A 7,050-nucleotide genomic window follows, 5' to 3' on the forward strand; every position below is an offset into this window, starting at 1 on the left:
GGTGCGCCTGTACGACCGGCTGTTTTCGGTGCCTGACCCGGCCGGGGAGGATGACTACCTGAGCCTGCTGAATCCGGCATCCCTGGAGGTGCTGCGCAACTGCCTGCTGGAGCCGGCGCTGGCTGACGCGAGCGATGGCCGACAGTTCGAGCGCCTGGGCTACTTCAGTCCCGATCAGGACAGCCGGCCCGGCGCGCCGGTATGGAACCGCACCGTATCGCTGCGGGACTCCTGGGCCAAGCGTCAGGGTGGGTCAGGAGCTTAAGCGCCCCTGAGCGTGGCGAGTCTGAGTTTTATTGCGGCCTGGGTGACCGGGCCGGCCACGCCGTCCGCAACAATCCCCACGGCGGTCTGAAATGCTTTTACCGCTTGGCGCGTGGCGGCACCATAACGGCCGTCCGTAACCAGCGCCGGGCTGGCCCCCAGGTCGTTGAGCGCTTTCTGTAGCCGCAGTACCGCCGAGTCCTTGCTCGCCGCCCGCCAGGCTTCCACCGGCTCGGCATCGCTTTTGAGCAGGGACCACGCCTTTTTGAACCAAGCTTCGCGCTGCGCAAGGCCATTCAAGCCACCGTTGATGCGCAGCGTAATGGTGCGGATATCGTTCTTGTCGGCACGGGCGTTCAGCTTGTTTTGCGTCCACTCGTGCAGGGCCGGCTTCAGGGCGTATGCGGACTCAATCACCAGCTGCGGGTTGCTTTCGAAATCGGCGCCACAGGCGGTGCCCATGCGTTTATGGTTGCCGCGTCCAGTGGTCTGGAGCACGCCGTTACCGCGGTAACGAAAGCCGTCGCCCGGTTCCGTATTGCCCAGTTCGCGCGCCTTGCGCGGGTTGCCGAGGCCATAGACCCGCTCGGCAATCGCCTCTGGCTGACGGGCAAGGGTTTCCGCCTCGGCGGCGGTAACCCCGGCGGAATGGCGATTGACGCCGAATATTTCCATCAATCGCGGCGCTGAGTAACTCATGCTCTCGCGCAGAACCGTGAAGCCACCGGTCTCGTGCAAGGCCTGGGCGAGGAAGTGCGCCAGGCGCAGCGGCGTCGTAATGTCGTGTTCGTGAAACAGACCATCCCCATGACGCAGTGCATCAAGGTAGTTGCCATGCGCGTGCGGGGCCATGCGGCTGACCGCGTCGAAAGCACTCACTGCCATGACACCTGCCTCCCGTATTGCTAATCATGCCTGAATAAATTAACTCTGCTGGCACCCTGATCGCTACCTGTTTTGTCATGGGAATGGTCCCGACATGGGGGTCCCGGTTCACGCGCTGAAAGCAGCGTTAACGGCTGCGATCTGGACCGCGATTGGCGGTACCGCTACTGTAGCCGGCGGAGGAAGGCTTGGGTGTCGGTGCGATTGGCATGCCAGGCTGAGAAGTTTCGGTGCCTTTGAGCTCGCGCGGCGCTTCTTGGGGGCCAGCGCTCACCGTTCCGAGTCCGCATCAATACCATTAACGACCACCAGGAGTCCGTGCCATGAATGACACCAACCGTCTGGCCATAGCGTCCACGCCACTGCTCACGGACAACCCGCTGATGCCGCTGTTACAGGCCCAGCGCGAGGATTTCCTGCGCGTCGGCCCGCCCAGTTACGAGCAGCGCATCGATTCCCTCAAACGCCTGCGCCAGGCCATCGTCGACCATCACGAACAGATTCTGGAGGCGGTGAATGCCGACTTCGGTCACCGCTCGCGCCACGAGACCTTCTTTGCCGACGTGATCGGCCTGCTGGGCGAGATTCGTCATACGCGCAAGCACCTGAAAAAATGGATGAAGCCGCGCCGCGCCGGCTGGAGTCCGCAGTTCCCGCTGGCCAAGGCGCGTATCCAGTGCCAGCCGCTGGGCGTGATCGGCATCATCGGGCCGTGGAACGTGCCGGTGCTGCTCACGCTGTCGCCGCTGGTCGGGGCCCTTGCCGCGGGTAACCGCGCGCTGATCAAGACCTCCGAGTTTTGCCCGCGCACGGCGGAGGTGGTCACCTCCATGATCAAGCAGGCCTTCACGCCCGAGCAGGTCACGGTGGTCAATGGTGGGTCCGAAGTCGCGGCCCAGTTCTCGGCGCTGCCGTTCGATCACCTGATTTTCACCGGTTCCACGCAGGTCGGTCGCATCGTCATGCGCGCTGCCAGCGAGAACCTGACCCCGGTGACCCTGGAGCTGGGTGGCAAGTCGCCAACCATCATCAGCGAGGACTATCCGCTTGACCTTGCCGCCGGCCGCATCGCTCAGGGCAAGCTGCTGAACGGCGGTCAGGCCTGTATCGCGCCTGATTACGTGTTCATCCCAACCGCCAGGCGGGAGCAACTGATCGAAGCCCTGCGCGCCGCAGTGACGCGCAGTTACCCAACCTTCGCCGGTAATACCGATCTGACCTGGGTCGTCAACGACCGGCATTTCGCGCGTCTGAAGGCGCACATTGCCGATGCCACCGCCAAGGGTGCCGAGGTGGTCGAAATCAACCCGGGCAACCTCACGGCCGGGCCTGGCGAGCGCATTCTGCCGCTGACTCTGCTGCTGGGCGTGACCGACGACATGACCGTGATGCAGGAGGAAATTTTCGGCCCGTTGCTGCCGATCAAGACCTACGATGACCTGTCCCAGGTCATCACCTACGTCAACAACCACCCGCGCCCGCTGGCGCTGTACCACTTCGACAACAACGCCGCCCGCACCGAGCGCGTACTGTCGCAAACCGCCTCCGGCGGCGCCTGCGTCAACGACGTGCTGTTCCATGTGGCCCACGAGGGCCTGCCGTTCGGCGGCGTCGGCCCAAGTGGCATTGGCCGTTACCATGGTTTTGATGGCTTCGTGACTTTCTCGCACCAGAAAAGCGTGCTGTATCAAAGCCGCTGGTCGGTACAGTCGCTGATCCGCCCGCCCTACGGGCCGGGCCTGGATCGTGTCATGCGGCTGGCCTTGCGCTGGTTGTAAGCCTCCCCGCTTAATTGACCCCCATGCGGGCTGGGCATTGCTGCCCAGCCCGCAGTCCTGATGGCTTGCCTGCACTTGACCTGCATCAATGGCCGTCCGGCTCAGCCTCCCACAATGGCTGCACCTTAACGCCCAGGCGAGGTGCCGCCCATGTCCGCTGCCGTTGCTATCCAACCCACCACCACCAGCCGGCAAGAGGTGGAGGATCTGATCCACGCCTACGTGCAGTGCATCGACGACGGTGACCTCGAAGCCTGGCCGGATTTCTTTGCCGACGACTGCCTGTACAAGGTCATCCCACGCGAGAATGTGGACCTTGGCCTGCCGGTGTCGGTGATGTTCTGCGACAGCAAGGGCATGCTGCGCGATCGCATCGTGGCGCTGCGCAAGGCGAACATCTACGCGCCGCATTTCTACCGCCACCTGGTCAGCAACACCCGCATCCTGGGCGAGCAGGCCGGCGTGATAACGGCCCAAACCAACTATGGCGTGTTCCAGACCCTGCTGGACGGCGAAACCCGTGTCTACAACACCGGCAAGTACCTGGACAAGATCGTGCGGGTCAACGGTCACCTGCGTTTCAGGGAAAAGCTCTGCATCTTCGACACCAATCGCATTCAGACCCTGATGGTCACCCCCATCTGAACCGCCAGGAGAACTCGACATGGACGCACGCGTAAAACGGACCGGTGGCCTGATCTGGCCGGAGGAGGGTGTCACCTCGGCGGTGCCCTATGGCGTATTCACGGAACAGGCCGTCTACGACGAAGAACAGGCCAGAATCTTTCGCGGTCCGACCTGGAACTTCATCGGCCTGGCGGCGGAACTGCCCAATGCCGGCGACTTCAAGGCCACCTTCGTCGGCGATACGCCGGTGGTGATGACCCGTGGCGACGACGGCGCCATCCAGGCCTGGGTCAACCGCTGCGCCCACCGCGGCGCGCTGGTGTGCCGCGAGCTGCGCGGCAACAACGCAGCCGGCACCTATACCTGCGTGTACCACCAGTGGTCGTTCGACGCGCGGGGCGATCTGGTCGGCGTGCCGTTTCGCAAGGGCCTGGGCGGCAAGGGCGGCTACCCGGCCGACTTCGACATGAAGCAGCACGGCCTGCGCAAGCTGCGGCTGGAGAACTACCACGGCGCCGTGTTCGTCACCTTCGACGACGCCATGCCAGGCTTTCAGGACTACATCGGCGCCGACGGCGCGGTGGACTATCACCTGCAGCGGATCCTGAAAGACCGCGATCTTGAGGTGCTGGGTCACACCCGCCAGTACATTCCGAGCAACTGGAAGTTCTACGCCGAGAACACCAAGGACCCCTACCACGCCAGCCTTTTGCATCTGTTCCACATGACCTTTGGCCTGTACCGGTCCAGCCAGGTCGGTGGGGTCAACATCACCAATGGCTGGCACACGGTGTTGTTCTCGCGCTCCGGTACGGATTCCGACGCGGCCATTACCGAGACCAGGGATTCCAAGCTGCGCACCTACCAGGCAGACAGCTACACCCTGGCCGATCCATCGCTGCTCAACGGCCGCAAGGGCGAGTGGGGCGACGACGTCACGCTGGTCATCATGTCGCTGATGCCCAACCTGGTCATTCAGCAGATACAGAACACCCTGGCGGTGCGCCAGATCGTGCCCAAGGGCCGTGACGCGTTCGAGTTGGTGTGGACCTATTTCGGCTACAAGACCGACGACGAGGAACTGCGCAACATCCGCCTGAAGCAGGCCAACCTGATTGGCCCGGCCGGGCTGATTTCCATGGAAGACGGTGAGTCGTCGGTGATCTGCCAACAGGCGGTGATACGCGACCAGAACACCTGGTCCTGCATTGAGATGGGCGGCCGCGACGTGAAAGACGCCGACCACCTGGTGACCGAAACCACCATTCGCGCCTTCTGGGATGAGTACCGGCAGTTGATGGGGTACTGACCGAGGTCGGCCGGTAGCTGTAGGTTGAGCGGGCTCCTGCTGCCGGTAGTTTTTCCGCCTTGGATTGCGAGTCGTACTCTGGCCGCGGTCGGCAGCAGGTCAGAGTTCGGCTGACCGGGATGGGCGGTCCACGACTCCTGCCGCCGCGGGCAGTGCCTGTCAATCCGCTACACCGCGCGCCCGGCCTGGGCCGTCATTGAACCCTCACTCGGTCCGATAAGCGAGCCAGTACGACAATGTGCTGGCAAGGATCCTCGACGGCCTGTTCGAGCCTGGGGTGATTCGTCGCGAATCGTGGAAGAATGGGACGATGCAGTTGGTTGGGCTGAAACGGATCCGCAGGTTCAACCAAGGTCACGCGGTGGCGTTTTTCCGGCACCGGTGGCCGGTGGCGGTCGAAGCGATCTACTATCAGGAACTCTCCGGGCGACCGATTGCGCTGTCACTCAACGCAACGGGCCTGCGGGACACCCGGTGCAGTCCACCTCCTACAGCCGGAGGCAGAGGAAGATGAAACCCTACCTGGTTGCCCCGCTCCTGTTGCTGCCTGCACTCGTCGGAGTTGCGCAGGCGGGGTTCTGTCAGTGGAAAGATCCGAACGGCGTGGTTCAGTTCTCGAACCAGTGTCCGAAAGATGACCAGACCACACAGCCATGGGAGGCGTCGTCAATCGACTACAGCCCTGGCCCAGCCACGGGTTTGCGAGTCGAGCAGGCCAGTCCGTTTGACCCCCGTGAGGCCAGCGAAGCAGCTCGGACTCAGGAGCAGCGGCGCGAGCGGGAGGCCGCTGTGCGGCTGGAGAGCGAACAGAGGACCAAGCTGGAAGACCGCCTGAATCGACTGGAAGAACTCGCGCGGCAGGACGAGGTCAAGGCGATCAAGCGACCCGAGGCGGTCGGTGTCGAGGCGGCGGGCCTGCGGTCCGACCTGGACCAGGCCAACGGACAGCCGAGGTAATCCGACGATTTGCTAACCACCAGCAGGCGGTTCTGTAGGGAAGCTCTGAATAAATCCACCCGTGACTTCTCAGCGCCCGCCACCGGATACACACACCTAATCAGCCATCCGGATGTCGTGGACGTGTCGATCACCGGGTTGGGGGCGTCGGCCGCGTCGGTTGCGGCGATGCCGGGGCGACACGGTGACCACTGCTGATAACGCGTTTTTGATGCTGTACAGGGCCTGGGCACCTGCCGCCGGTGATGTATTGCGGCCCACCAAGGACGGCCACTCCAAGTCCAGTGGCCCCAAGCCTAATTGATTTCCAACCCTCCCTTGCAACTCTTGAAAGACTGGTGTTCCCAACCTCATGGAGCAGCCCGCAACGTGACAGACTCCCAGAACAAGGAAAAGGTGGAGCCGGCCCTTGGCCGCGGAAACTTTCAGACTGTACTGAAGGCAATCGTCGAGCGAAGCGACACCCGGGCCGGAAGGACTTTCGACCTTGTCATCCAAGGTTTGATTATCCTGTCGATCCTGTCCTTCTCGGTTGAGACGCTGCCAAATCTCTCGGCCAAGGTGCAGGCCACTCTTTACTTAATCGAGACCGTCACCGTCGCGGCCTTCACCGCTGAATACCTCGCTCGGCTCTGGGTTGCCGACCGACGGATTCGCTTCGTGGTCAGCTTCTACGGCCTGATAGACCTAATTGCCATTGCACCCTTCTACCTGAGCACGGGCGTTGATCTGCGCGCGGTAAGAGCATTGCGTCTTTTACGGCTTTTCAAACTGTTTCGCTACAGTCGTTCAATTAACCTTTTCCGACGCGCGTTCCACCTTATTCGGGACGAGCTGGCCCTATTCGGCGCTACAGCACTTCTAGTGTTGTATGTCGCTGCGGTCGGGATTTATTTTTTTGAGCACGACGCGCAACCCGAAAAATTCGGATCGGTGTTCCACAGCCTTTGGTGGGCAGTTACTACTCTGACAACGGTTGGCTACGGAGATGCTTACCCGGTCACGTTAGGCGGCCGCATTTTCACATTTTTCGTGTTGGCTATTGGCCTGGCAATCGTCGCGGTACCGACTGGCTTAATCTCTGCCGCTCTGACCAGAGCCAGACATGCTCCAGAAGACCTTGAATGATCAACGCAACGTCTTTCCGGGGCCGTCACAAACGGCTCTGAACCATGCGCCTGTGGTCGCTGCACGGGTGTTCACTGTGAGACCTGTCGTTCCCTTGGCCAC

Annotated in this window: 6 protein-coding genes and 1 pseudogene; 6 read left to right on the forward strand and 1 reads right to left on the reverse strand. The window is 62.3% G+C overall.

The genetic code is table 11. The features are described 5' to 3' along the window. Nucleotides 1-265 (forward strand): annotated as a pseudogene (locus ABZF37_RS12865) (glutamine--tRNA ligase); the annotation flags it as partial. On the opposite strand, the gene ABZF37_RS12870 reads toward ABZF37_RS12865, so the two are convergent. Continuing rightward, nucleotides 262-1,149: a peptidoglycan-binding protein gene (locus ABZF37_RS12870; protein WP_372720550.1), complete on the reverse strand. Its 888-nt coding sequence runs from the start codon at nucleotides 1,147-1,149 to the stop codon at nucleotides 262-264. The pseudogene ABZF37_RS12865 and the gene ABZF37_RS12870 sit on opposite strands and share 4 nt — an antisense overlap. Before the next feature lie 323 nt (nucleotides 1,150-1,472). On the opposite strand from ABZF37_RS12870, the gene ABZF37_RS12875 reads away from it, so the two are divergent. The 5 genes from ABZF37_RS12875 to ABZF37_RS12895 all read left to right on the forward strand — a co-directional run bounded on the left by ABZF37_RS12875 (nucleotide 1,473) and on the right by ABZF37_RS12895 (nucleotide 6,948). Beyond that, nucleotides 1,473-2,927 carry a coniferyl aldehyde dehydrogenase gene (locus tag ABZF37_RS12875; protein WP_372720552.1) on the forward strand — a complete coding sequence of 485 codons (1,455 nt, stop codon included), beginning with the start codon at nucleotides 1,473-1,475 and terminating at the stop codon, nucleotides 2,925-2,927. Nucleotides 2,928-3,077: 150 nt separating this feature from the next. After that, nucleotides 3,078-3,572 carry a nuclear transport factor 2 family protein gene (locus ABZF37_RS12880; protein WP_372720554.1) on the forward strand — a complete coding sequence of 165 codons (495 nt, stop codon included), beginning with the start codon at nucleotides 3,078-3,080 and terminating at the stop codon, nucleotides 3,570-3,572. 19 nt (nucleotides 3,573-3,591) lie between these two features. Further along, nucleotides 3,592-4,863: an aromatic ring-hydroxylating dioxygenase subunit alpha gene (locus ABZF37_RS12885; protein ID WP_372720556.1), complete on the forward strand. Its 1,272-nt coding sequence runs from the start codon at nucleotides 3,592-3,594 to the stop codon at nucleotides 4,861-4,863. A gap of 510 nt (nucleotides 4,864-5,373) precedes the next feature. Then, entirely contained in the window at nucleotides 5,374-5,820 is a 447-nt protein-coding gene (locus ABZF37_RS12890) for a DUF4124 domain-containing protein (RefSeq protein WP_372720558.1), read from the forward strand. Nucleotides 5,821-6,255: 435 nt separating this feature from the next. After that, entirely contained in the window at nucleotides 6,256-6,948 is a 693-nt protein-coding gene (locus ABZF37_RS12895; RefSeq protein WP_372720560.1) for an ion transporter, read from the forward strand. The last annotated feature ends 102 nt before the right edge of the window (nucleotides 6,949-7,050 follow it).

The organism is Immundisolibacter sp., from assembly GCF_041601295.1.
Classification (GTDB): domain Bacteria; phylum Pseudomonadota; class Gammaproteobacteria; order Immundisolibacterales; family Immundisolibacteraceae; genus Immundisolibacter.